This window comes from Lysinibacillus sp. GW823-FHT06C08 (assembly GCF_058795135.1).
In genome coordinates, this window is record NZ_JBXAHN010000005.1 from 227,159 (window position 1) to 249,758 (window position 22,600).

At 35.9% G+C, this 22,600-nt stretch carries 26 protein-coding genes and 3 pseudogenes; 19 read left to right on the top strand and 10 right to left on the bottom strand.

The features are described from left to right. The first annotated feature begins 130 nt into the window (after positions 1-130). Positions 131-2,737, top strand: a complete 2,607-nt coding sequence (locus tag AC1Q6O_RS14090; RefSeq protein WP_089987375.1) for a cation-translocating P-type ATPase — start codon at positions 131-133, stop codon at positions 2,735-2,737. A 146-nt stretch (positions 2,738-2,883) separates the two neighbouring features. On the opposite strand, the gene AC1Q6O_RS14095 is transcribed toward AC1Q6O_RS14090, so the two are convergent. Together AC1Q6O_RS14095 and AC1Q6O_RS14100 are read right to left on the bottom strand one after the other, a co-directional pair. After that, positions 2,884-3,360: a DUF3231 family protein gene (locus AC1Q6O_RS14095; RefSeq protein WP_008178489.1), complete on the bottom strand. Its 477-nt coding sequence runs from the start codon at positions 3,358-3,360 to the stop codon at positions 2,884-2,886. A gap of 107 nt (positions 3,361-3,467) precedes the next feature. Next, complete coding sequence (locus AC1Q6O_RS14100) at positions 3,468-4,142, bottom strand: cupin domain-containing protein (RefSeq protein WP_237068898.1); 675 nt, start codon at positions 4,140-4,142, stop codon at positions 3,468-3,470. Positions 4,143-4,435: 293 nt separating this feature from the next. On the opposite strand from AC1Q6O_RS14100, the gene AC1Q6O_RS14105 reads away from it, so the two are divergent. Next, the gene (locus AC1Q6O_RS14105; protein ID WP_089987373.1) at positions 4,436-4,792 is read left to right on the top strand and encodes a YolD-like family protein; all 357 of its coding nucleotides are present in this window, start codon (positions 4,436-4,438) and stop codon (positions 4,790-4,792) included. A gap of 88 nt (positions 4,793-4,880) precedes the next feature. Here AC1Q6O_RS14105 and AC1Q6O_RS14110 read toward each other — a convergent pair whose 3' ends face one another. The 4 genes and pseudogenes from AC1Q6O_RS14110 to AC1Q6O_RS14125 all read right to left on the bottom strand — a co-directional run bounded on the left by AC1Q6O_RS14110 (position 4,881) and on the right by AC1Q6O_RS14125 (position 6,513). Continuing rightward, complete coding sequence (locus AC1Q6O_RS14110; RefSeq protein ID WP_036126585.1) at positions 4,881-5,357, bottom strand: GNAT family N-acetyltransferase; 477 nt, start codon at positions 5,355-5,357, stop codon at positions 4,881-4,883. Between the two features lie 92 nt (positions 5,358-5,449). Continuing rightward, positions 5,450-5,728 carry a hypothetical protein gene (locus tag AC1Q6O_RS14115; protein WP_008181928.1) on the bottom strand — a complete coding sequence of 93 codons (279 nt, stop codon included), beginning with the start codon at positions 5,726-5,728 and terminating at the stop codon, positions 5,450-5,452. Between the two features lie 312 nt (positions 5,729-6,040). Then, a pseudogene (locus tag AC1Q6O_RS14120) lies at positions 6,041-6,191 on the bottom strand (YjcZ family sporulation protein). 97 nt (positions 6,192-6,288) lie between these two features. Next, positions 6,289-6,513, bottom strand: a complete 225-nt coding sequence (locus AC1Q6O_RS14125) for a hypothetical protein (protein WP_025117363.1) — start codon at positions 6,511-6,513, stop codon at positions 6,289-6,291. A gap of 270 nt (positions 6,514-6,783) precedes the next feature. Here AC1Q6O_RS14125 and AC1Q6O_RS14130 point away from each other — a divergent pair, with 270 nt between their 5' ends. Both AC1Q6O_RS14130 and AC1Q6O_RS14135 read left to right on the top strand, forming a co-directional pair. After that, complete coding sequence (locus AC1Q6O_RS14130) at positions 6,784-7,083, top strand: CD3324 family protein (protein WP_089987372.1); 300 nt, start codon at positions 6,784-6,786, stop codon at positions 7,081-7,083. Positions 7,084-7,188: 105 nt separating this feature from the next. After that, entirely contained in the window at positions 7,189-7,746 is a 558-nt protein-coding gene (locus AC1Q6O_RS14135; RefSeq protein ID WP_492401545.1) for a GNAT family N-acetyltransferase, read from the top strand. A gap of 293 nt (positions 7,747-8,039) precedes the next feature. On the opposite strand, the pseudogene AC1Q6O_RS14140 reads toward AC1Q6O_RS14135, so the two are convergent. After that, a pseudogene (locus AC1Q6O_RS14140) lies at positions 8,040-8,989 on the bottom strand (SDR family oxidoreductase). A 750-nt stretch (positions 8,990-9,739) separates the two neighbouring features. Between AC1Q6O_RS14140 and AC1Q6O_RS14145 the strand changes: the two are divergent. The 3 genes from AC1Q6O_RS14145 to AC1Q6O_RS14155 all read left to right on the top strand — a co-directional run bounded on the left by AC1Q6O_RS14145 (position 9,740) and on the right by AC1Q6O_RS14155 (position 10,701). Further along, the gene (locus tag AC1Q6O_RS14145; RefSeq protein WP_008181425.1) at positions 9,740-10,105 is read left to right on the top strand and encodes a hypothetical protein; all 366 of its coding nucleotides are present in this window, start codon (positions 9,740-9,742) and stop codon (positions 10,103-10,105) included. Between the two features lie 250 nt (positions 10,106-10,355). Continuing rightward, positions 10,356-10,442: a RusA family crossover junction endodeoxyribonuclease gene (locus AC1Q6O_RS14150; RefSeq protein ID WP_255250384.1), complete on the top strand. Its 87-nt coding sequence runs from the start codon at positions 10,356-10,358 to the stop codon at positions 10,440-10,442. A gap of 10 nt (positions 10,443-10,452) precedes the next feature. Continuing rightward, the gene (locus AC1Q6O_RS14155; protein WP_107922733.1) at positions 10,453-10,701 is read left to right on the top strand and encodes a hypothetical protein; all 249 of its coding nucleotides are present in this window, start codon (positions 10,453-10,455) and stop codon (positions 10,699-10,701) included. A gap of 51 nt (positions 10,702-10,752) precedes the next feature. Here the strand turns inward: AC1Q6O_RS14155 and AC1Q6O_RS14160 are convergent, their stop codons facing one another. After that, a complete protein-coding gene (locus AC1Q6O_RS14160) occupies positions 10,753-11,142 on the bottom strand; it encodes a spore coat protein (RefSeq protein WP_090003313.1) in 390 nt (129 codons plus the stop codon). Between the two features lie 969 nt (positions 11,143-12,111). Between AC1Q6O_RS14160 and AC1Q6O_RS14165 the strand changes: the two genes are divergently transcribed. The 3 genes from AC1Q6O_RS14165 to AC1Q6O_RS14175 all read left to right on the top strand — a co-directional run bounded on the left by AC1Q6O_RS14165 (position 12,112) and on the right by AC1Q6O_RS14175 (position 13,210). Next, positions 12,112-12,450: a hypothetical protein gene (locus tag AC1Q6O_RS14165; RefSeq protein WP_239355436.1), complete on the top strand. Its 339-nt coding sequence runs from the start codon at positions 12,112-12,114 to the stop codon at positions 12,448-12,450. An 88-nt stretch (positions 12,451-12,538) separates the two neighbouring features. Beyond that, positions 12,539-12,733 (top strand): DUF3953 domain-containing protein, encoded by a 195-nt coding sequence (locus AC1Q6O_RS14170; protein ID WP_255319036.1) that lies wholly within the window; start codon positions 12,539-12,541, stop codon positions 12,731-12,733. A gap of 333 nt (positions 12,734-13,066) precedes the next feature. Beyond that, entirely contained in the window at positions 13,067-13,210 is a 144-nt protein-coding gene (locus tag AC1Q6O_RS14175) for a hypothetical protein (RefSeq protein WP_342529668.1), read from the top strand. A 146-nt stretch (positions 13,211-13,356) separates the two neighbouring features. On the opposite strand, the gene AC1Q6O_RS14180 is transcribed toward AC1Q6O_RS14175, so the two are convergent. Next, on the bottom strand, positions 13,357-13,485 hold the full coding sequence (locus tag AC1Q6O_RS14180) for a hypothetical protein (protein WP_255319037.1): 129 nt from the start codon (positions 13,483-13,485) through the stop codon (positions 13,357-13,359). Between the two features lie 199 nt (positions 13,486-13,684). Between AC1Q6O_RS14180 and AC1Q6O_RS14185 the strand changes: the two genes are divergently transcribed. The 4 genes and pseudogenes from AC1Q6O_RS14185 (at position 13,685) to AC1Q6O_RS14200 (ending at position 15,873) form a co-directional block, all read left to right on the top strand. Beyond that, positions 13,685-13,807 carry a hypothetical protein gene (locus tag AC1Q6O_RS14185; RefSeq protein ID WP_492401580.1) on the top strand — a complete coding sequence of 41 codons (123 nt, stop codon included), beginning with the start codon at positions 13,685-13,687 and terminating at the stop codon, positions 13,805-13,807. Next, positions 13,794-14,076: pseudogene (locus AC1Q6O_RS14190) on the top strand (phage portal protein); the annotation flags it as partial. The gene AC1Q6O_RS14185 and the pseudogene AC1Q6O_RS14190, both read left to right, overlap by 14 nt. 23 nt (positions 14,077-14,099) lie before the next feature. Beyond that, a complete protein-coding gene (locus AC1Q6O_RS14195) occupies positions 14,100-14,435 on the top strand; it encodes a hypothetical protein (protein ID WP_492401549.1) in 336 nt (111 codons plus the stop codon). Between the two features lie 670 nt (positions 14,436-15,105). Further along, the gene (locus AC1Q6O_RS14200; RefSeq protein WP_008181432.1) at positions 15,106-15,873 is read left to right on the top strand and encodes a GNAT family N-acetyltransferase; all 768 of its coding nucleotides are present in this window, start codon (positions 15,106-15,108) and stop codon (positions 15,871-15,873) included. 722 nt (positions 15,874-16,595) lie between these two features. Here AC1Q6O_RS14200 and AC1Q6O_RS14205 read toward each other — a convergent pair. Further along, a complete protein-coding gene (locus tag AC1Q6O_RS14205; protein WP_107922735.1) occupies positions 16,596-17,045 on the bottom strand; it encodes a GNAT family N-acetyltransferase in 450 nt (149 codons plus the stop codon). A 405-nt stretch (positions 17,046-17,450) separates the two neighbouring features. On the opposite strand from AC1Q6O_RS14205, the gene AC1Q6O_RS14210 reads away from it, so the two are divergent. The 5 genes from AC1Q6O_RS14210 to AC1Q6O_RS14230 all read left to right on the top strand — a co-directional run bounded on the left by AC1Q6O_RS14210 (position 17,451) and on the right by AC1Q6O_RS14230 (position 22,595). Next, on the top strand, positions 17,451-17,738 hold the full coding sequence (locus tag AC1Q6O_RS14210; RefSeq protein ID WP_008181437.1) for a YhjD family protein: 288 nt from the start codon (positions 17,451-17,453) through the stop codon (positions 17,736-17,738). A 567-nt stretch (positions 17,739-18,305) separates the two neighbouring features. Continuing rightward, positions 18,306-18,854, top strand: coding sequence for a hypothetical protein (locus tag AC1Q6O_RS14215; protein WP_008181440.1), 549 nt, complete (start codon positions 18,306-18,308; stop codon positions 18,852-18,854). A gap of 251 nt (positions 18,855-19,105) precedes the next feature. Beyond that, the gene (locus AC1Q6O_RS14220) at positions 19,106-20,167 is read left to right on the top strand and encodes a suppressor of fused domain protein (RefSeq protein WP_008181442.1); all 1,062 of its coding nucleotides are present in this window, start codon (positions 19,106-19,108) and stop codon (positions 20,165-20,167) included. Positions 20,168-20,218: 51 nt separating this feature from the next. Next, on the top strand, positions 20,219-21,886 hold the full coding sequence (locus AC1Q6O_RS14225; protein ID WP_008181444.1) for a DUF6138 family protein: 1,668 nt from the start codon (positions 20,219-20,221) through the stop codon (positions 21,884-21,886). A gap of 13 nt (positions 21,887-21,899) precedes the next feature. After that, positions 21,900-22,595, top strand: a complete 696-nt coding sequence (locus AC1Q6O_RS14230) for a DUF4274 domain-containing protein (protein WP_492401551.1) — start codon at positions 21,900-21,902, stop codon at positions 22,593-22,595. Positions 22,596-22,600 lie beyond the last annotated feature (5 nt).

Sequence of the window (22,600 nt, forward strand, 5' to 3'; positions counted from 1 at the left end):
TAACTATGGAATAGATTGTTGTAGTTAATGAATTTCACACAGACTGATGAAGTTTGAGATTTTATGGTGCCTATTATTTTCCAGAAAATAGTATGTGACCTTTAAATCTTGTGAATGGAAGGAGAACCCTATGACTGAATATCATCAACAATCGTCTACTGAAGTCATGAAGATATTGAACGTCACCACAGAAGGCTTGACCGATGGGGATGTTCAAAAGAGGCAACAAGTCTATGGCTATAACGTATTAGAGGAAGGTAAAAAGACTAGTACATGGGCTGTTTTTATGGGCCAATTCAAAGATTTATTAGTCATTATTTTATTGGTCGCTGCCTTCGTTTCCTTTCTACTTGGAGAGGTAGAAAGTACAATTGTCATCATGATTGTTGTTTTTCTAAATGCTATTTTAGGCACGGTACAGCATGTTAAAGCTGAACAATCTTTAGACAATCTGAAGGCGCTAACCTCGCCGATTGCCAAAGTAATGCGTAATAATCAGCTTATGGAAATTCCTTCTGAGGAAATTGTGGTGGGGGATCTTCTTATGTTAGAGGCTGGCGATTACATCAATGCAGATGGCAGACTATTGGAAAGTCATAATTTGCATATCAATGAAAGTTCTCTTACTGGAGAATCAATTGCCGTTGCCAAAAGTACTGACCCTATTCGAAAAAACAATGTTACGATTGCCGATAAGAAAAATATGGTGTATTCAGGTAGCTTCGTGACCAATGGACGAGGCATTGTAATGGTTACAGCTATCGGGATGCAGACTGAAATCGGGAAAATTGCTAATTTACTCGATACGGCTAAGGAAAAGAAAACACCTTTACAAATTAGCCTGGATCAATTTGGTGAAAAATTAGCATTAGGTATTACAATCATTTGCTTAGCCATTTTTACAATTGATCTTATTCGTGGACGAGCATTGGTAGAATCCTTTATGTTTGCCGTATCTCTAGCTGTCGCAGCTATTCCTGAGGCTTTGAGTTCCATCGTTACAATCGTCTTAGCATTCGGTACACAAAAGATGGCGAAGGAAAATGCCATTATCCGTAAGCTTTATGCGGTAGAAAGCTTAGGAAGTGTATCTGTAATTTGTTCTGATAAAACGGGTACTTTAACAGAAAATAAAATGGTTGTACAGGAAGTTTTTGTCGATCAGAAAAAAATTCCTCATGATTGGCTAAACCCAACAAATTCAGTGGAAAAAGAACTGATGGTAAAGGCACTTTTATGTAGTGATGCTGTCGAGCGTGAGCACAAGGAAATTGGTGATCCGACAGAAATAGCGCTTGTGAAATTAGGAAAGCATTACGGCTTAGATGAATTGATGATTCGCGAGCAATATCCAAGACTAGCTGAAATTCCATTTGATTCGGCACGAAAGCTTATGAGTACTGTAAATAAAATAGATAAACAGCCTGTTATGATTACTAAAGGAGCATTAGATGTTCTCTTGCCTAAAGTGACTAGAATAAAAACGGCAACAGGCATTTTTGAGATGACAGCTCAGCATCGCCAAAAAATCGAAGCGGTCAATCATGATTTTTCGAGGAATGGTTTACGGGTGATAGCCATTGCCTACAAAGATGTTTTACCGCAGCAAACAATTGATACAAGAGTAGAAAGAGATTTAATATTTGTCGGCTTAGTGGCTATGATGGACCCACCAAGAAAAGAGTCCAAAGAAGCTGTAGAAAATTGTATTAAGGCAGGCATTAAGCCAGTTATGATTACAGGTGACCATAAAATTACAGCTACAGCGATTGCCCAACAAATTGGGATTTTAAAAAATCCAGATGAAGCCATTGAAGGACATGCTCTCGAAAAATTCACAGATCAAGAGCTACAGGAAAAAGTTGATGATTATTCTGTGTATGCGCGTGTTACACCTGCTCAAAAGATTCGTATCGTCAAAGCGTGGCAGGATAAGGGTCATGTTGTCGCGATGACAGGGGATGGCGTCAATGATGGGCCGGCACTAAAACAAGCAGATATCGGGGTGGCAATGGGAGTGACTGGGACGGAGGTCGCAAAAGATGCCTCATCCATGATTTTAACAGATGATAATTTTTCTACGATTGTCAAGGCGATCGCCAATGGTCGGAGCATCTATACAAATATTAAAAATGCCATTTTGTTCTTATTATCAGGGAATGCAGGAGCTATATTTGTAGTGCTATATGCTACAGTACTCGGCTTACCAGTTCCTTTTGCACCCGTTCATCTATTATTCATCAACCTATTAACAGATAGTCTTCCAGCAATCGCAATCGGATTAGAGCCGAATAATAAGAAAACGATGAAGGACAAGCCTAGAAATGTTCATACCCCTCTATTAAATAAATCATTTACGACACAGGTGGTGCTAGAAGGAATTTTAATTGCCATCTCTACCATCATTGCTTTTCAAATTGGATTATCAACTGGCGATACATTAACGGCAAGTACAATGGCGTTTACAACACTTTGTTTATCAAGATTAGTGCATGGCTTTAACTCCAGAGCTAAACAATCGATCTTTACGATTGGTGTCTTTTCGAATAAATATGCATGGATTGCATTTTTAATCGGTGTCCTAAGCTTGCACATTGTATTGTTTATGCCAATGCTAACAACGGTCTTTGAAGTGGCTCCATTAACAATTGCCCAATTAGGCTTTATTTATAGTCTATCCGTGTTACCGTTCCTCGTAAATCAATGGTATAAGCTCCTGTTTGTAAGAAGTCGATAGAAGATGATTGAATGTTAAAACCACCTACATATAACGAGTAGGTGGTTTTGCTATTGTTTAATATTTAAAATGTACAAAAAAACACACTATTAAAAGTAGATTTAATAATGTGCAACGTAATGAATGATTTCGTTCAGCCAACATTTTTATTGGGCTGGTGCTAGAAGCCAGCCTTTAATTTTACTCAGTTCGATCAACTTAGACCCAAGTATAGCATAGCGCATATGGAGTTCACCATATTTGGCAAGATGCTTTTTCTTTACTGACAATTCCAATGCTTGGCTTACAGCAAGTAAAGAGGAAGCAATATTCATAGATAAAATGGCACTAATTTCACTATCATTAATGATGGATTTTCCACGTATATCCGTCATTTTCATTTTACTGTATGACATAGTTGTAGTGGGGGCAAGAACACCATTTTCCTTTAATAATAATGTCAGCTGTTTATTTTCCTCTTTTAAACATTGAATGAATTCCAAAATCATAATCTTTAATTTTTTATCTCGGGTATGGTTAAAAAAGGCATGGCTTGAAGCAATATAGCTTTGATTGACACCGAGCTGCGACCAAAGCCTAAACATCTCCTTAAATTGTAATGATGCTAGTTTGTCATTTATCATCGTTATTGTGACACTTCCTAACTCCTAGTATTTATCTAAGATTAGGATGGAACAGTTTATGACATTCTATTCATCTTTTACAATAAAAGTTTAATACAAGGGGTATTTTAATAATACGTGCCATACGCATACATATGTGGGGAAGGGTAATGGTATGGATATGGATAAGGGTATGGGTTTGGGTATGGACATGGTTTCATGGATGGCTTCTTTTGCTTGCATGAAGAATTATCAGTTGCCGATTCCACTCGATTACAGCCTTTTGGTGGCCCAATATAAGTAGATGGAACAATGGGTGCAATGGTTTTCTTCCATTGTTCCTCATCTAAACAATAGGTATGCGCCATAATATTGGCAGGTGTAAATTTCAATATATCGGAGCCTAAAATAACCTCTGGTGTTGGAGCGTCAAAGATAGCAAGCAAATGGGTGTTATCTTCTGTGGCAACCTCATAATGCCACCAGCCCTGTGGGATATTAGCTACTTGCCCAGGCTTAATTGGGTAGTTTTGAAGTTTTTTTGTAAAGGGATTTAATAGGGAAACCGTTGCTGCACCAGAAATACAATAGACAAGCTCAGCTGCATTTTGGTGATAGTGTGGCTCAATGACATTATCTTTGCTTAAAAAAATATCCAGTAAAGATGTATTTTCTAATGTATTTAATTGTTCTACGCCAAGGATATTAATGTAATTTCGTGCATCTTTTTTAAAAAGCGTACTTTTGTTGACATCAAAGGTAAACTCTGCAGAAGGCGATGTATAATCGACATTTGTGTTAATATTTACATCCTTTCTCACTAAAATTGTGATATTCATCATCATCACAGATTATGATTGAAATGTTTATAGACTTATACAAATGCCTAGCGTTTGTCTAGAACTCTTAGCAAGCATATGCTAGAGGAATTGTATTAAATTACCACTGCTATTAAAGAACGTATGTGCGTATAATAAAAAGAACGTATGTTTTGTTTTGAGGGCGGCGTGGAAATCTTAGCAAAGCAGTCATGACTTTCAACGTTTTAGTTTTCTCGCAAGCGTCCCCCGTAACTGAGCTGAAAGGGTGAGATAATATGATTAAAGATCGAGGAGCTATGAAATGGACATCGATGATGCTTCCAGAGCATTTACTGCTTTTGAAAAAGTGGAAGCAAGAGGTGCAGACAGAACCGCCACGGGAACGTGCAGAATGGGAACTGGAGGAATTACAGCAAACCATCACACGTGCATTAGCAGAACGTAACTATATTATGTTAACTATTTGGGAAGAGGCTAATTTTGTTCAATATGGTGGCATTATTAAAGAGATGAATGAGATGGAACTTCTGCTAGAAACGATTACAACAACGAAACATATCGCATTGAAATATATTTATGCTGGTTATATAGAGGTGGATGGCAATAGCGGTATTGAATGCACAATCGAGTGAGTGAATTTAGTGCCTAATAATGAATGGTACGAATGACAGCGGATAACAAAGTCACTCATTTGAACATCGAAAATGAGTGACTGTCTCCTTAAAGGTGCAATTGCATCACTATTTGCTCACCAATTGGTCCCATTCGTCTTTCACCATTATCTTCAAAACCTACGTTGAGATACAAATTCTGCGCAGCGATATTTTTGTGATTTACCACTAACACTACTTCGTTAAATTCTTTAAATTCATGCTTGACAAAGTCAGCCAGTAAAAGCATTGCTTTTTTTGCATAACCCTTACCTTGCTGTTTATGATCCATAGATAAAGCGGTAAGTAACATCGCCTGTGGATTGCTAGAATATTCCTGTACTCTTTCAGTTGTATGAAGTACGAAAAAACCAACAGGTATTTTATTACTTAAAATCACAATAGGGTACTGTCCCACTTTTTCGATAGTAATCTCTTTTGGTAAGGCAGTAAATTGGTGCTGTTCTACGGGCAATTCAAACTCATTTAACTGGTCTGCATAGTCTTCTGAAAAATGTACTAATTCAATGTTAATTGTGTCTTGCATAAACAAGCCTCCTTTTTTATTATTGTATACATAGAACAAATGTTCGTCAAGAAGGCTTGTTTAATAATCAGGCAAGCTGGCGTTCTTTTACTTTATAAATTACCAAAAAATAAAATAAAAGAAATACTCACAATTAAAATCAGTGTTAAAGCCATTGTCACAATGCCTCTCAGCAAGGTCGCTAAATTTCTGACATCTTTCATTCCTACAACACTTAGATAGAAGCATACGATTGACAATAGCATTGTCAGTGTCAATGGGTGAAGATGGACATAGGTGACAAAAAAGTCTTTTAAGGAACCGGACAGAAAAAATAATAGGATGCAACCTAAAGATAAAATAAAGGACCAAAAATTTAAATTAATGCCCATTTGTTTTCCTCCTCTCTACTAAAACGATAGTTCTAGAAAATCTATAATAGAGTAAAAGGATGCAAAAAGAGGCCACTTGGATGAAAGTGACCCCTAGAACCAATAAAGGAGTGTCATGTAAAGTAGAAAGAACTTTACAATACTATTATTATGTTAAGTTATCATTTGGAGATAGTTATCTATCTTCAATGGCGTAAGAAATATATTTTTATTATCTCATAACAGGTTAGAATTGGGTGAAGGGGAAATAAAAAAGGCTTTAAGCTTTTTCATCATTAGAAATAAACAGAAGCTAAAGCCTTCATATGACCATTAGCAAATGAAGCTTGCACCAACAATATTGAGAAGAATGAATAGGACAACGATGAGCACGAAAGTTGAACTGTTACCACTGCCATCATTTCCGCCACAAATAATTATTGAAATTGCCTACATTTCCACAGTATCCCACAAAGGTCTCCATATCAATTGTATGTATAAGATTCAAATGGAGGAGCGATCATCATCTAAGTAACTAATATTAAATGGTGCCATCAAAAAAACATCCTACACGGATGTTTTTAATATAACGGCTGCCGCGTTTGACAAGGCGGAAAACCATTGACATCTTGAATCATATGAAAATCATACTGCTTTAAAGCAAATTGACTTTGATACAAATATTCGAGGACAAGAAGCTTCCCACCTGAAACGCCACAAAGAACACCAGATGTTCCTTGCCCATTCGTCAATGAAACACCGACCGGTTGCCCGATTAAATAGTAAATTTTATGTTGCCAAGGCACTATGCCACTCCCTTCAATCTAATTATATGAATGTAATGGTCAAAGGTGCATAGGGGAATGCCTAAGGTGGGATCACTTTAAAGTGGACTATTAATTACACCATTCATATATTGGTTTATATTCTATAATATGGATATAAAAAGGCGTGAATGAAGGGGTGATAATTGCGTGAGGAAATATATGATGTTTGCATAGCAATGGCTATGGCAAAAAAATATTGAGCATAGCCGTTGCTTTTCCTAAAAAAATCTACACATTTAGGAGTGCAACATGAGCTATAAAAAAGCAAAGCATATTTTACCTGAAGAGTTGTTAGCGGCCATTCAGGAATATATGGATGGCGAATATATTTATATCCCGCGGAAAGAACAACATAAAATGAGCTGGGGATCTCGTACCACTATAAAAGCTGAATTGGATTTGAGAAATGCCAATATTTATAATGATTTTTTATCTGGAATGGTTAGAGAAACGCTAGCTGAAAAATATTATTTATCACTAAAGAGCATCCAGAGAATCATTTTAAATGAAAAAAGAAAAGCAGCAAATCAACAGTCATTGCGTTTTTAAATCGCGATGGCTTTTTTTCTTTTATGAAGGAATATTGAGGTTTTATCAAAATTAATAATCAGCTATATTACAGGTATAACAAGAATTACCAAAGGGGAGAGAGCGATGAATTTTACTGAATTATTGGGCATGTCATTTCAGACCATCCAAACAGAACAAATTCGATTAAGAAAATTAAAACGAGACGATGCGCCATCATTATACAATTATTATTCTAATGAAAACATCTATAGTTATTTGGATTGGAATGGTCCAGAAGCCATTGAAAGAAGTATTGAGGTCATTCATATTTGGAATGAGGGCTTTGAAAAGGGGTGGATAATTCGTTTTGCTATTGCTGATAAAATGTCAGATGAGGTGATAGGCACTATATTTTTAAGTGAATTTGAGGGTAAACGGGCTGAAATAGGTTATGAGTTATCAGAAAAATATTGGCATAAGGGTATTATGTCAGAAGCTATGAATGAAGTATTGGCAATTGGATTTAATCAGTTAGGGTTAGTGAGGATACAAGCCATTGTTGCTGAAGAAAACATAGCATCAAGGAAGTTATTAACGAAATTCAATTTTAAAGAAGAGGGCTATTTAAGACAATATGAATGTCATAGTGTGACTGGCGAATGTAGAGATATGTTGATTTATTCTTTACTACGGAAGGGATAACAACGTAGAGAAAGCCGATAGGAGAGAATTATGATCGCCAAAAACCACGATGTAAAGCTGGGATAGCGTTGTACAAAAACATCTTGGGGGCGATGTTAAAGTTGCTATCCCGCAATTAATGTATGTTGTTGTAGTTATGAACATAACCACTGTCAATAAATTGAAAAGTAAATGAAATAAAGAGGCAAAGTTGAATCGTTAACATCTTTTTTGAACCATCTATAAAAAATTGAAAAGAAAAATTAAAAAAACTCAGCATACAATTACGTGTTGCCTGAGTTTTCTTTACGTAGCTACGAATTGGTGGATTTTCCGCCATCCACATGTAAAACCTGTCCCATTACATGTCTAGAATCATCTGATGCTAAATAAACGAATGTCGGGGCCACTTCAAAGGGCTGTGCCATTCGGTTAAAAAGATTCCCTCCGTGCAATGCGTTTTCGTCAGAGGAAAAACTGGAGGGGATTAATGGTGTCCAAATTCGACCGGGGCAATTGCATTGACGCGAATCTGCTTTTTAGCCATGCTCTTTGCTAAAGAAGGAGTCCAGCCGACGACAGTTGCTTTTGTGGCAGAGTAATCGATTAATAAAGGCTCACCAGCATAAGCTACTACAGATGCGGTACCAATTATGTAGCTACCAGCCTGTAAATAAGGGAGGGCCGCTCTTGTCGTATAAAAATGTGAATAAATATTAAGCTTAAACGTTTCATCGAATTGTTCATCTGTAATGTCAGTCAGGTCATTTTGTTGAAACTGAATGCCAACATGGTTACATAATATATCTAAGCGTCCAAACGTATTAATGGTTTCATAAACAATATTTGCACAATGTTTTTTTTCACGGAGATCCCCAGGAAGGAGTAAACATTTTTCTCCTAGTTCCTCAATTCAATTTTTAGTTCGAGTAGCGTCCTATGCTCATCTAAATAAGCAATTGCTACGTCGGCCTCCTCTTTCCGCAAAGGCAATCGCAGCAGCTGCACCCATCCCACTATCACCCCCAGTAATAAGGGCTACTTTCCCTTTTAATTTTCCACTACCTTTATAATGAGGGTTTTCAATGATAGGCTTCGGCACCATTAAGCTTTCGAGCCCTGGTTGACGAAGCTGCCTTTGTTCAGGTTGGGTAAGAGGTACTTCTTTATATTGCGTAATCTTTCCATAGACAGGATATTGAGGGTATGGATCTTCTTTTTTACTGTCCTCAAACCATTTTTGATAAAAACGAATTTGTTCCATTAAATCTTGGTTATCTTGAGCTGGCCCGTCACTTGGATTGTTAATAACCAATCCCTCCTTTTCAACATATACTATGATTGATTACCTTCGTATGTTAAAGCAAGAAAAAGACCATCATCGCAGGGGATGGTTAGAATGGAGATTGAATTTTTCCCAGAAGTGACACGGTTACTAGAAAATAACGTATATTAATTAAACATTCATTATTTAAATTACAGCTGGTTTACACCGAGTATTGGTGTTAGACCCCCATATTATTGGCATCCCATTTACGAACCTTATTATCCATTAGTTTAAAGAAGTCTATGAGCTCACGTTTTGATCGAGCTCATTTTTATTTTGTTATAAATGAGGAATTTGACATAATAGCATCGATGGCACAAGAGTGTAGGGGGATCAATATAATAAGTATGCGATTGTTGAATCTTGATGTTTAGGAGTGACACTAGGAAATGTTCATGACCGCTGTATGGGTAACGTTCATTTTTGGCAGTTTTTCATATATAATGTTGAAATATCCTCATGATGTTTTAAAGGTGAGCCCCTTTTCAAGAGGATTTGCGGAAAGCCCATTATTAAAAATCTACATCCAGTTGGTAGGATGGGTATTTGTATTACTGATTATTGGTGTTTGGACCGATGTCTTCATTCAATGGCAGTTTCTATAAAGTTTTTAAAAGATGAAAAATGCAGAATATTATTCCAATTTGGTGATTTTTTGCTTATTATTAAATTGGAGGTGGTTAGTAGATGTATAGTAATACTGCAAATATGATAAAACAAACAACAAATCTTATAAATTCATTGAATAAATTAAAACAAAATCTGACCTTTGTAAAATCATACGTCACTAGTGATAAAATATTGGCTATCTATTTTTTAAGTAATGCATATAGTGACTTTAATTTATTCAAAACTATTTATCTATCTGTAACACCTGGCGATCAAAAAATTGATGAATTCTTACAAGAGTTTGAAAAATTCTTTGTAGAAGTAAATAAATACTTACAGTTTATTTCTGAAGATAGTATGGAGGATCAACTGCATAAAGAAATAATGCTTTCGATTAATGAAACAGAAATGTACTTATTAAATTTATTAGATATTTATAGATAAATGTTTAGACATTCCTATGAAGGAGTGTCTTTTTATTACTAATACAGTATAACCAAGCTGAAAAATCGTATTAAAGAAGCTAGGATAAAATTGCAAACATTGCAAATATTTTATTTTTCAGAATTCGCCACCACAGAATCTTTGTACAGGGCCAAAGAGAAAGCTTTTAGCTAGTGGTGAATTATGTCCAACTAAAAAGCCGGATCTCGATAACTTGATTTAAAACATTAAGGGTGAGTGCAATAAAATCATTTGGAATGATGATTCACAAATAGTTGAGATGAATGTACGGAAGTTTTATTCAGAGCAGTCTAGAGCAGAGGTGACGATTAAATGAAAAATACATTTTGTTTACTGGTGATGCTCATGAAACGGTTAAGTTTGATTTTACAGCAAAGCATATTGCACTTTTGAAACTAGGGCTTTTAATCAACAAGATAGCTCAAAGGTTTTTAATCAGTAACGCTAATGTAGCTTTAATTGTTATGGACCTTGTGTTGGCGGGACGGATTGGGCCAAGAGCTGGTGGGTTGTTAGGTAAGAAGAAGGTGGTAGTTAAAAGAAGATGTTCAGCAAGGAAGGAGGAATCTTGCTGAACATTATTTTAAATATGATGATAATAATTTTACTGAAGGTTGGATTATTTATTAATTAATGAAATCTTGAGGAACGCATTCACGAACACCAGAATTTCTTAATGAGTTAAATAAAGCTGCACTAATTCTTAATAAAACATTGTTATCAGTGCCATTTTCTAAATCATAGATGACAAAATAAGAATTATCGACTGTAAAAATACATTTTCGTTCTAATTTAAATCCAGGTGGTACAGGAGGAAGGTTAAAACGTGGTACAACTACAGGTGTATCTCCTTCCTCTCTGATAAAATTGAAAGTTTGCTGGTCAATCTCATAGATATTAACTGGATCAATCTCCACACCTTTTTCTGGAATTGTAATTTCATCTTCAACTAATAGGAAAAAGCGCTCGTTTCGAAAATTAAAAAGACTTCTCGCTCCAATTTCAAATGATGCCAATTTATATTCACCTCCTCTTCTATACAATATTTTATTCATATCGAATACAGTTGTTTGGACCAAAAGGAAGGTGGAGTGAAGAATAGTTTCTGGACTGAAGTCATTAAAAGATAATAGTAAAGGTGAGATTGGTTTATTAATTTCAAATATGCATGGAGATTGACTGAACAATATGAAAAAATGTGCAATAAAAAGATCAGCTAACAATAAAGTTAACTGTTCAATGGGCTCTTTAAAAGTGTTTTACTTGGTAATTTTCTTCAGAAGTATCTACAACAGCTGATTTTTTCTTATTCTCATTACCAACAACATGACCTTCTATATATACTTCATTGTCGCATATTCACCTGAAGAACTAACTTCATTTATTGTAACATTGATATTGTTTTCCTTTTTAAAATGCTCAACTGTAACTTGTATTGCTTATTCTTTTGTATCTGACCATGCTTTTTCACTAAATTCCTTATTCATACCTTGGTCGATAAGGAAAAGCCGCTAGAGCTAAAGCGATAATTGTAGTACCACCAAAAATAGATAAATATTTAATTAGTTTGTCATTCATAAAAAATTCTTCCTTAAATCATGTTTTCTAATAGTTTTTTAACAATAGTAATCCTATAACACGATTTTAGTTTTAACAATTAAATTTGGGTTACATGAAACTTATAGTAAGTATTAAGATCAATAAATGTACACGAGTGTTACTGAAAACTTTGAGGAAATGATTCATATTTAAAACACTCAGCATTACAGCTTGTGGCCGATGATGAATAAAAGATCAGTCCAAAATAGAAAAGCCGCAGCGTTTGCAGACGCTACAGCTCGAATTGGATTATGCCCTTTGATGGTGTTCACGAAGATTTACTTCAGTGGATTGAGAATTATCGTTGGATGGTGGAAACAATCGAGGAAGCAAGGCAGCGAGTAGCCTAAATCGATAACAACAGCTATATTCGAACTAAAATAGCTATGTATGGTATTGAAGCTACACTACCAAAGGTAAGTGGTGGGACGAGTGATCCAGTGTTTACAGAGGTACAACGACGTGTTTATTCGCTAAATTATCGGATTAAGGAATACGAGCAAAAGATTGCAGAGGTGCAAAAACGTATTTTGTTAGTACAAGGTGACAGAGAGGTTGAAGTGCTTCATAGATTGCTAGACGGGGATAGAATGAGGGTAATTGGTAAACATATGGGGTTATCTAGTACAACAATATTTAGGGTCAGAAAACAACATATTGAAACAAATGTTGAAGTAGCCGAAAGGCTGCTTCTTTTTAGTTTTTATAAAAGACTTGATCCTTAAACTAATAGCGCAGGTTTGTTCTATAACCAAAATAGGTTTATATCCAATTTTATATTTCTTTTTAACATATTCTAAAAATAATAGTGGGGTGAAACTCTCAGCTTATGGACTTATCACAAAGAATTACCAGTTGAATTTTTTAACGATTTTCTTTTTAGGGTTAGTAATGTTAATTTGGGGAATTAGAGAATTTCAACAAGAGCGAAAAGTTTATGGTTGGCTACTAATTGCGATATTTTTATTTTCAGTATTTGTGTCAATTCAGAGTTTCATATTGCTCTAAATATGGCTTGGTTTTTATGTGAACTTCGTCCACTTACCTTTTAGTCAAACTAACTGAGCAACAAAGTGCGCGGATACGCACTATAAATAAAAACACAATTCGCTTTACAAATATAACGTGGTGCAGCTCTACCACGAGTCGCAAATGAGCTAACTCGACAAAAACAATAGCAAAGCTTTCATCTTAGGATGGAGGCTTTTTCTTTTGCTTTGAAAACTACATCAACAGCCAAAACGCTATGAGTAGAGAGGGCGGAGTTTGGTGTGGTTTTAAGAGCAAAAAGGTATTACATATATTTCATTCTCAGGTTTAAGACTGGTTGGGAGGTGGAGATTGAAAAGAAATTATAAATTATTGTTGCAAACAAAGGGTATTGAAAAATATTTTAAACCCTATTCTAAACTTGATATTTATGATAGTGATACTATGAAGTCTCACTTACAAGTGAAATGGAAAGAATTTAGACAAAATACATAAATCTTGCTATCACTTTCAGGGTGGTAGCATTTTTTGTTGGAGGTGGTGATGTATGAGATATGAGAAAGCAGTTTATCTTTAATTAAAAAAAGCCACTATTACTGTGGCAAAATAAAAAAATACTTTTTAATATTGATCTCTATCTTTTAGTAATCACATATCCAAGCTTTCCCTACCCAGTAACACTGAGCAGCAGATGCAGTAGGGGCTGTAGAAGCAGCAGCAGCTCCGAAAAGTGCAGCAACTAATAAAATCATACCTAATTTCTTTTTCATTTTACTATCACCTCCTTATTTAATTATATTCTGCGAATTGGAAAAATATTACCTGGTTATATATTAAAATCTATTTTTTTATATTAAGTAGACTCTGAGAAAGAATGTAACTAGTTTTAGGTGGTTTAAAAACAAATGATGGAGGTGGGGTATATGAGAGATGGCTAGAGCAAGAGATACAAATCGAGCAATTGCAAAAATGTTTGGTGTTCCAGAAAAAACAAATGGTTCATGGAAATCAAAGGATAATTGGAATGAGAAACTTAATGGAGTACCCCGAATAAAGCAGGAGCTCCGAAAGGTAATGTATGGGGATGGATGACGAAGATGCGAAGAAAGTTGCTCAAACTGGCATCTTTGAATTGATGGGGTGAAGATGATGACATTAAATATCTAACAAAAGATGTTAATGATCAAATGATCGAGAAACACCTGAATCGCTTAGAAGCGAACATCATGCGTATAGCCAAAAGCGTGAACTTCAGTGATGAATCGTTTGCAGGTAATTCTACAGGTGTGGCAATAAAGTATAAGCTTATGCGGCTCGAGAACAATTGCAAAACAATGGAGCGAAAGTTCATTACTGCTCTTGATCCTAAAGAAGTTGATGAGTCATGAATAAACAGGAAATCAATCAAATCTTAGATGAACTGGGAGCTAAAGCAGAGAGGGATATTGAAGTTGTATTTGCAAGAAGTTTAAAGTCTATTCTCGCTCATATGTTAGAGGGGCATCGTAAGTTTGGTAAGAACGGCCAAGCTACCTGGATTGACGTTAACAAGTACAATCGCTTTAATCAAGAGATGAAGTTAATTGCTCAACAGTTAAATGCTGTTTATAAAGAAGTTATTAAGCTCATACAAGCGTCACTGGAGCGTCTTTACATCGAGAGATACTTATTGATAGCTTACCTCTTACAACAGTCTACTGGCGAGGAAATGGTTATATAGACATGGCAATACGAATTGAGCAAGCTATGGGATGAACGAGGAAGAAAGCTATCCTTGTTGCTCGTACAGAGGGTGGTCGAGTTAGATCACAAGTAGATTTGGCTATTGAGGAACAGGCTAGCAAGACAGCACGGCTAACCAAGGTGTGGATGTCATCACTTGATACTACAGTTCGCAAGTCTCATAGATAGCTAGACGGGCAAAGAGCTGATAAAGACGGCTATTATCATTATGGCAAGTGGAAATCAAAAGCTCCACGGCTTTGGGGCATAGCATCGATGGATATTCAGTGTCGCTGCCATACAATTTTACATGATCAATGGCAAACTCCCTGAGTACAGACGAGGCAGAGATTACATGGATGATACTTACCAAAAGAAATTAGCTACTCTAATTGAAGCTTACATGTCTGCTTAAGGATTGACCTACAAACAAGCTTTAAATAAGGCTTACAAAGAGGTGAAACCGCCTAGGGTCACAGTGCCATTCATAAGCTTTGAGGAATGGAGACAACAGTTTAGTGGTGAAGGGTGATTGAATAAACAAGTGTGCTTTAAGTTTTCTGAAAATTATGGGAGGATATAAAAAATGTGAACAATGTTTAATTTTAAATGAATTGCTTCTATAATAAAAAGAGCGCGCGCTGTATTTAATTGGAAGGAGCAACGAAATGATTGCAGATCAACAATTAGTTATAAACAATCTTGAAGAAAAAATAAGAATATTCACTCACACAGTTAATGGAAAGCTTATCAATGAAGAGGACTTCATTTTTACGAATACAGAAATACCCACGGATACATTTAATATACTTTTGCCGAAATCTTCACAGATAAAAAATGAATTTAACATTAGAAGTAGCATTGAAAGTATGACTCTTAAAGAATATCCCTTTAGTACGTGGATTGACTCTCGGTATTTGAACGCAAGCTGGCAAGACCTGATGGAAGAATATGACCTAAAAGAAGCAGAACGTAATGTAATGATGAAACTTGAAAATACTCTTAATATAGGTCAAAGAATTTCCCATCAACTTATGATTACTAGTGTGAAAAATAATGAAGATCTTTTAAAATATATAGAGGTATTTAAGAGCTTATTTGAAGGTACACCAGAAGAAGAGGCACTAAAAAGTTATTTTAACGAGTTTTCACTAAAAAAATTAGGTTCAGAAGTTCAAATGTTTATTGGTTGTATAGACGAAATGGCTGTAACTACCGGTTTATTAATAGAAAGCAAAGATAGTTATGGTATTTATGATGTGATGACAAAAGAAACATCTAGAGGTAAAGGACATGGCAGTGAAATGTTTCAATTTCTTCTAAATCAAACAAAGGATAAACAAAAACCGGTTGTATTACAGGCTTCCAATGATGGGAAAAATATTTATAAGCGATTTGGTTTTATAGAAATCGGAGAAATGGTTGTTTTTGAATAAATAGTTTTCTTGTTAAGCAAAAGGGCACTTTTATGCAACAAAGATTTTAAACTTCTTCATTTTATAATAGGGTAATTTGGACAATCTTACATTTCAAAAACATGCTTTGTAGATTTGTTATCTTATTAAGTTTATACGGTTAATCTAATCCAAGTTTTTTACAAATTTATCGTATGTGAAGTTAATGATAAATTTGTGATTAAGCCATTCATTTTGAGTGGCTTTTTTTATTTTTGTCTTTTTTCTCGTAGACGCTATAAAGAACGAGTACAAAAATATTTTCGAACAATTTAGTCAATCGAATAACTAAATTGGGCAAGAAGGAAAACATGAAACCCAATCCATTTAACCTAAAAACTTTTATACCTTAAGATATTCAGATGCTTGTAGGAGAAGGTAATCCTAATCCAGAGCCCGCTTGAACCTACATCGGAGCCAGCACCAGGAGGAAACGGTCAAGGGGCTATGTTGACACTTGAATCGGTTCAATCATTTTTAAACACAAAAACCAACAGAAAAGGATGATGGCACAATGAATTCACTAACGATACAACTAAAGCAAACAAGCAGTAGATAAAAAAATTATTGATAAGTCACACCTAGATAAATTTGACACTGGCACATTAACAGGTGGAGATTTTGAAGGTTTGAAGATCAGCATTGTACAGCATAGCGCTTAACATTACGGGCCCGTTACCTTAATTGGTAATGGGCTTTAATTATTAAAAAATATTTAATTCTAGAAAGTCATCAGTTTCCATAAAACCAAACTTCTTATACACTGGTCTACCCATTTTTGAAGCCCCAAGCCAGATTTGTGAAATACCTGAAATCTTAGCTTCATCAACTAATTTAGTTAACAGCTTTGTTGCGATTCCTTGCCCACGATAATTTTCATTAGTATACATATTTGTGATATAAGCCTTTTTTCCAGTCTTATTGGTGTAACAAGGTGGAAATTCATAAAAAATTACTGCACCACAAGCTATAATTTCTTCATTATCTTCCACTAGCCATTGAATTAAAGTACCATCACTTAGTTTATTTTTAAAGAAAACAAATAGTTCTCTATCAATATCTAAATTAGGTTCTATCCCCTCATCAACTAATTGCTTTTTTCTTAACTCGACCAATTTATCAATATCATCGACATTTGCTTTACGATATTTCAACTTCTCACAACTCCTTTATAAAATTATAACTGACCAGCTCTATAGCATAATTAATTCTAATCATTTTCGTTCTTATTAAACTAAACTGCATTAAGTTATTTACTAACCTGCACCGTTACTTTAATAAAACAACTCCCTAGTAAAGAAAACTCATAGTAAAAATACAAAAGCAAAAAGAATAAGACTTATTTATCTCACCTCCTACCCAAATTATACCATTGTCTATAGCGGAAAATAACACCTTCTTTCACTAACCTGCTCCGTCAGTTGAAGAAGAATCCGTTCCTCAACTCTTGAGGTTTGATTCTGTGCTTTTTTTACTTCTATAAATTAACACTCGTAAAAATACGAACGTTTGTTATGTAATTACACAAACGAATGTTCTTATCGAGGGGATGGAGTTGTATGTCGAATCCTGAGCAACGGCGACTATTTCATGAATTTTTAATTCTAGAAATGGCAGTTCAATCATTGCAACGTGATTTCTCAGTAATAGAAAATTTAAAAATGAGTAAAGGTTATTTACCAATCCTCGATAAGTTATTAAAAGACATAGGCCAAGATTATTACGTTTCAAAAAGGTTGTTGGCAAAAGAGAAAATAAGATTATTCAAAGTAGAAAAGATTGACGAGTATTTTAGTGATGTGTATGTAGCTACAGCAGAATTCCTCCTTCCAAATGCAATACAATAAAATTGTATCAATACTGGGTAGGTGTTGTTAGTATAGAATTCAACTGGTGCCCAAATAAATATAAAAGTAGATAAATAGAGAGAAAGATTTAGTGAGCCTGTAGGATAGGGTTCTATAGAAATGTATCAAAACTAGAAAATCTATAAACAGCTTTCTAAGCCGTTGGCAGGGTAATAAATATATAAAGAAATTAAAATATTTAGTCATTCAGGAAAACTAAGTGACTATTATTATCGTTTTCTAGTTATCTGTCCATTTATTTTTCTGTACCCCAAGTACCCCAGTAAAAAATCTTCTGTACCCCATTTGTACCCCACATAAGAATACAATTAACGGCATATAAATAAAGGTAGTTCAAAAATAAAATTTTCAGAACGTTGATTTAATGATAGTTCACTAACTTAAAATACTAGTAAATAAAACTAAATCTTAAGAAATTCTTCAGGTTCTACTAAGAAAATATTTAAGTTTATAGTATATACTTATAAAAAAAGGAAATTCACGAAACCATTTGAAGTTTTAAAACGTATTGGTAGTTGTAGAAAGAATATTGGAGTAGGTGAAGAAGTGGCACATACGATTTACATAGTATTAACTAAAACAGGGACATTATTATCGAAAGCGATAGGTATGTATACTGGTAAAGAGATGAATCATGCGTCAATCGCATTTGATGAGAGGCTATACGAAATGTTTAGCTTTGGACGTAGGCAATTAAACAATCCTTTAAGTGGTGGCTTTTTGCGAGAGGATGCGGAAAGAGGGCTATTTGAGTCAGCGGATTGTGTCATTTATCGTTGTAGAATTTCTCATTATCAATATTTAGAAATGGCTAAAATCGTGCGTTATATGTATTGGAATCGAGATCGTTATAAATACAACTTTATCGGGCTTTTTGGCGTGATGATGCAAAAGGAGGTAAGAAGAGAACGCGCTTATTTTTGTTCCCAGTTTGTAGCGACGCTATTAAAGGTGGGAGGTTTAAAGATTTATCAAAATCCAGCATTAATGACGCCTCACTGCCTAGGACAATTACCATATTTAGAGCAAGTATTTGTAGGGAAGCTGGCAGATTATTTACATGTTGTGCGTGAGCCAGCTATGATGTATGGCTAACCTATTCCGATTGATAGAACGTATAAATTTAAATGGCAGAATAGAAGGCTATTCAGGCAATCTTTTTGGAATCCAGAAGATGGCCTGATTTTTTTGCGTTAGTAATATTTTCCTCATGTAGAATGAAAATAAACCTAGTTGCACGATAAGTGAAAATGAGTCCTAATGCTGTTAATGAGCTACCATAAAATTGGTATCATAATGAATAGGTTAGTAGAGTCGATAGCGACAATTGCAAGGAGGAAACGTAAATGAGTGAAGAGGTTATGGCGGTAGGCTGGGATGCGATTGATGAAGCTGTATCACAGGTACATGGGGAGCAGGAGCCAAAGCATTACGGCACCATGATTCCTTATTCATTAGGTGGACAAGACCCTTTGGATGGTATAAGTGCCTATAAAAGTGAAACTCCAGTTCCCCATTGGCATTTTGTCACATATGGGTTCTCGGAACTATATGAAAAAGAGCTTGAAAATAAAGACTATAGTGGTTATGGATTTGAATTGACGTTTCGCTTAGTGCGCTCCGAAGAGGAGGATGAACCACCAGCGTGGGCGTTGAATCTATTACAAAATATGGGTAGATATGTTTTTAATAGTGGGAATGTTTTTAGAGCGGGTGATTATTTAGATGCAAATGGTCCGATCTGTCTGGATGCTGATACGCAATTAACAGCGCTAGCCTTTACGCATGATCCTGAGCTTGCTGAAATGGATACGCCGAATGGCAAGGTGGAGTTTATCCAAATGGTCGGCATTACAGAGGATGAACTAGAAGCAATGCAGACATGGAAAACTCTTGGTGTACTACAGGCTGGTATTAACCAAATTCCAAGCTATATAACGGACTTAACACGCCCCTCACTATTACAAAGCCCTGAGATTGTAGAGGCGGTAGAGCGAGGAATGATGGAAGATGGTTCAAGTACAGGCTTTTTATTTGTCGATCAGCTGGCTTGGCAGGTAGGGAAAAAGGGCTGGTTTAACAAACAATCCCATGTTATTCAATTAGGGGCGAAGCAGGCCGATGTCATCGGCAAATTATTACGTGGGCGAATAGTAAAGGAAAGAAATCTTAGCTTAGTCGGTCAAGATTTAACTATAGTATTTAAACCAGATCATCAAGTGGGTTATCAGGAAAATGAACAGGAAATTACCATTACATTGAACAAAGAGGCAGCTGAGGAGTTAAGTCAAAATTTAGTGCCGCAAGAAAAGCGGTTTGCCCTATCTTCATTAGAAGGTATAAGTTTCCAAATTATGAAAACACATATAAAGAATCAAGAAGGAGCGGTTGTGAAAACAATCGGATAAGGTAATCTCTCGCTAAATATTTTTTGGCGAGAGATTTTTCTCTAAGAAAGGATGGAGCAGATGCAGCAGTCTATACAATATTTTTTAGCGGATGTGTGGGATCAACTTACCAAAGTCTATCAGCAAGAAAGTAAACGTCTTGATGGTATTCAACATCAAAGCCGACTACAAGCAGGTATCTTTAACTATTTAAAAATCACATGGAAAAAAGGCAAAAGTCAATACGGGACTATTTGTATAGATGTCTATGAACCATTTAGCTGGAGTGATAGTGCTTATAAGGTGGATGCAGGGACATACATACAGGAAATTATAGAACAAAACTATGTGGAGGATCTTTTTTCGGCTTTATGTACGAAGATGGAGCAAATGTTTCAGGCACAGTCATATGGTCCTCGATTTTTTGATTATCATTTTCAGGTGTTGCTTGAATTTGAGTATGGTGAGACGATGTGGGCATTTCAAAAGGAGCTGCTTAATGTTCAGAAGCTAGCGTTCATGAAACAGGAATTAGCGTCTTTTATGGAAACGAAAGTTATGGCAGAGCTTCCTGTGCTTCCAAGCGACAATGATGAGTTTTTCTTAGCACAGCATTTAGTCAATCCACATTTTTTCCAACAAACAGCAGAGGAGATCGAACCGATTATTCGTCAGCTACAGGAAAAACATCTGGCGAATAAAGAGCGTTTAAATCAGTGGAGCTATTATTTTACAAATGCTTTTAAACATTGGGCAGAAGACCACTTTTTAAAGAGCTATTTTGAGCAAACAGATGATTACACCAATGAGTGGTTACTTAAAAACGAAGACATAGAACCTTCTATGGAGCAGGAAAAGTTAGATTTCTTTCTCTATGTGGCGGTCAAAATCGGTTATAAAGAACCAGCTACTCGTTTACAATACCTTACTCTAGCTAAAGAGCTTGGCTCACAGCAGGCAACAGAGTATTTACGAAATGGGAGTGGTCGTTTTGAAAGTAAGTGCAAAAGTGCTTTTATTGAGGGGAGAGCAAATGATATTTTGCAAACGATTGATATACAAATAAAAAAGGAAGAGGAAGCGGCTTATCGTGAAGCGCTTCATTATATCATTCATCTTTTACAGGAAGGCTTTCCGAAGGGCTATAAAATGACTTTAAAGACGAAAGTGAAAAATTTCCTTCCGCTTAAAAAGCTAGCCAAATCGAAGCTTCATCAGTTTTTTGCTAATTGCCTAGCTTATCCTAGCCTTTTTCCTTTATTAGCAGACTATGCTCAGGTGGCAATGAAGGAATATGCATGGTACCAGGATGTAGAGCCAAGTGAAAAATCAGCCATGCCTGGAACCTATGCGGTTTTGGGCTTAGGGCTATATAGTAAGGATTATTTTCCGCTTGTGCAAAGCTACATGACCCTGGTCGATTCTGAGCATCAGTCTGTACAGGATTCCTATGGGGAGGCTTTTATTGAAGCTCACGGCTTATCGGTAGAGCTTATTCCTGTGTTTGTAGGCATTCTTCTTGGTGCTAATGAATCAGCAAAGCCGCTAAAAGGGATTGAAAATATGGAAGTAGAACTACTAAAGGCACTTGTTCAGGAGTTAGAAACGAAAGAAAGCTATGAGCGTGAATTTGTTTTGTACCGAATATTTGGCGGTGCTAAGAAGCTTGCACAGCGTATAAAACAAGAAACCTCAGAAAGGAAGGAAGTGCTAGAAAAATTACAACAATGGGTCAATTAGGAGGGGAAGCCAAATGGAATGGGCAGAGGTTAGCAAATCTAAAAATCTGGAGACGGTGCGAAAAGCTGTGAGCAAGCTGGATGTAAATGAACGCGATGCGCGAGGAAGAACACCGTTAATGCTTTTCATCACAAATCGAATTTCAATGGAAGGGATTGAGCTTCTGCTTCCGCAAAATATAGACTTGGAGGTGCGAGATAAGCTGGGTGATACAGCACTTAAAAAAGCCGTGAAATTTAAGCGAAAAGAAGTTATTTCATTACTCCTTGCTAGAGGCATTTCTTTACAGGCTACAGAAGGAATGACAGCCACTGCCTGGTATGCCGCAAGAGCGCAAAGCGAAATAGCCGATTTATTGTTGGATACACCAGGCGCCATCAGATTGACCTTGAATTCGGAAGAACAGCGACAAGTGGATACCATCCTTTATGAAGAAAATCTCGAGAAGATGTGTCAACAAATTAGCAAGGTTTCCTCGTCTATTATTTTGCATGCCATTGTCAATCATTACAACTGGGATGATGGGCCAGAGCCGATGATAGAGGCATTAAACAATCCAGTATGTGCGGTGATAACCTTTATGGACATGTTTGAGTTAATGGAGGGTGATTATTGGCTCGCGCAAACAGAAGAGGAACTGGATGGCTTGCCTTGGAAGCAGCAGTGGAGAGAGATGGCGGAGAAACTACAGGTCAAGTTAGAACTTTAGTAGGA

Bases quoted from the DNA above. Each gene is read 5' to 3' on its own strand.
- AC1Q6O_RS14090 (WP_089987375.1), top strand. From the start codon at position 131: ATGACTGAATATCATCAACAATCGTCTACTGAAGTCATGAAGATATTG.
- AC1Q6O_RS14095 (WP_008178489.1), bottom strand. From the start codon at position 3,360: ATGATAAATGACAAACTAGCATCATTACAATTTAAGGAGATGTTTAGG.
- AC1Q6O_RS14105 (WP_089987373.1), top strand. From the start codon at position 4,436: ATGATTAAAGATCGAGGAGCTATGAAATGGACATCGATGATGCTTCCA.
- AC1Q6O_RS14110 (WP_036126585.1), bottom strand. From the start codon at position 5,357: ATGCAAGACACAATTAACATTGAATTAGTACATTTTTCAGAAGACTAT.
- AC1Q6O_RS14115 (WP_008181928.1), bottom strand. From the start codon at position 5,728: ATGGGCATTAATTTAAATTTTTGGTCCTTTATTTTATCTTTAGGTTGC.
- AC1Q6O_RS14130 (WP_089987372.1), top strand. From the start codon at position 6,784: ATGAGCTATAAAAAAGCAAAGCATATTTTACCTGAAGAGTTGTTAGCG.
- AC1Q6O_RS14135 (WP_492401545.1), top strand. From the start codon at position 7,189: ATGAATTTTACTGAATTATTGGGCATGTCATTTCAGACCATCCAAACA.
- AC1Q6O_RS14145 (WP_008181425.1), top strand. From the start codon at position 9,740: ATGTATAGTAATACTGCAAATATGATAAAACAAACAACAAATCTTATA.
- AC1Q6O_RS14165 (WP_239355436.1), top strand. From the start codon at position 12,112: ATGTATGGTATTGAAGCTACACTACCAAAGGTAAGTGGTGGGACGAGT.
- AC1Q6O_RS14180 (WP_255319037.1), bottom strand. From the start codon at position 13,485: ATGAAAAAGAAATTAGGTATGATTTTATTAGTTGCTGCACTTTTCGGA.
- AC1Q6O_RS14185 (WP_492401580.1), top strand. From the start codon at position 13,685: ATGTTTGGTGTTCCAGAAAAAACAAATGGTTCATGGAAATCAAAGGAT.
- AC1Q6O_RS14195 (WP_492401549.1), top strand. From the start codon at position 14,100: ATGAATAAACAGGAAATCAATCAAATCTTAGATGAACTGGGAGCTAAA.
- AC1Q6O_RS14200 (WP_008181432.1), top strand. From the start codon at position 15,106: ATGATTGCAGATCAACAATTAGTTATAAACAATCTTGAAGAAAAAATA.
- AC1Q6O_RS14210 (WP_008181437.1), top strand. From the start codon at position 17,451: ATGTCGAATCCTGAGCAACGGCGACTATTTCATGAATTTTTAATTCTA.
- AC1Q6O_RS14220 (WP_008181442.1), top strand. From the start codon at position 19,106: ATGAGTGAAGAGGTTATGGCGGTAGGCTGGGATGCGATTGATGAAGCT.
- AC1Q6O_RS14225 (WP_008181444.1), top strand. From the start codon at position 20,219: ATGGAGCAGATGCAGCAGTCTATACAATATTTTTTAGCGGATGTGTGG.
- AC1Q6O_RS14230 (WP_492401551.1), top strand. From the start codon at position 21,900: ATGGAATGGGCAGAGGTTAGCAAATCTAAAAATCTGGAGACGGTGCGA.